General features: G+C 41.7%; 2 protein-coding genes. Both read left to right on the top strand.

Annotation, left to right across the window (positions count from 1 at the left end):
• A partial coding sequence (locus tag R7D93_RS25885; RefSeq protein WP_042767351.1) for a hypothetical protein occupies nucleotides 1-210 on the top strand: 210 nt, incomplete at its 5' end.
• Between the two features lie 342 nt (nucleotides 211-552).
• Nucleotides 553-1115 (top strand): FAD-dependent oxidoreductase (locus R7D93_RS25880; RefSeq protein ID WP_318129630.1); only part of this gene is annotated, 563 nt, incomplete at its 3' end.

Raw genomic sequence — 1115 nt, 5'->3', positions numbered from 1 at the left:
GCGGAATACGGAATTATGGCGCTTGTCGCAAGTTCTGTCGCCGTTATGGCAGCCGAAGCTTGTGTAGCAGCAGTGATGAAGTATGGGTTTGACCTCAATGCTCAAATTCACCCTGAATTGTGGATAGCTTTACCGTTAGCCACTTTCGTTACACTGGCACTTGTTGTAATGAGTTTGTTGAAAAGATTGTTAACGCCAGTAAACACTTAATACCCATTTATATAACTAACGCGGACTCACTCCATGACATTTTTATTTTAGTTATCCACAAAAACAGTGGATAACTTTTGGGATAACTGGAGAGGTCAAAAATAGGGGTGTTTCCGCAAGCTTTACGCCATGGGTCTTAGAGTGGGATTCTTATACACAACAGGCTAAAAATTCGCTCATCAAACCACTTCGTCAAGCACTTTTTTTGCAATTTTTTTATTCCGTAAAGCAACTTTTAAAGTTATCGCAAACCCATGAACTTTTTGTGATTTTAATCATGCCCAAACCCGAGTAGAATCATGGTTAGTAAAGATTTCTCCTTATAAAATTTTTAGTGAAGCAATGAAGTCTGAGTTTCTAAGTCATAAAGATAAACACATCGCCGTTGTAGGTGGTGGTGTAGCCGGTGCCACAGCCGCCATTCATTTTGCAGAGTTGGGATTCAAAGTCTCTGTTATTGAAAAGGGTGTCTCGTTAGTCAACGGCCCACCAATTTGTCACCTTCATGCGGGCGGTAATTTGTATCGTGAAATTTCTGAACAACAATGTTTGGATTTGCTTACGCAATCTATAGATACGATCAGACTGTATCCTCACTCACTGAATATTCGTCCTACCATTATTGCCGTACCTCACTCTGATGGGGGTGACCCATTCGCGCTGCTGCCTCGCTTAGAGGTGATTAAAAGTGCTTACCAGGCGTTAGTCGACAAAGACGAACACAACAAAGTACTTGGCGAGCCTGAAGAGTATTTCAAACTGTATTCGAAAGAAGAATTGCAGGAACTGGCAAAACAAAACCAACCAGAACATCCATCCACATTTGATGAATGGAGCATTCCTTTTGCTCAGCACGCTGATTTAGAGCAATTAAAATATCCGGTCGTTGCCGTTCAGGAGTATGG

It is taken from the genome of Vibrio sp. YT-15 (assembly GCF_033337445.1).
GTDB classification, from domain to species: domain Bacteria; phylum Pseudomonadota; class Gammaproteobacteria; order Enterobacterales; family Vibrionaceae; genus Vibrio; species Vibrio alginolyticus.
This window is presented reverse-complemented; position numbering and strand designations above follow the sequence as displayed.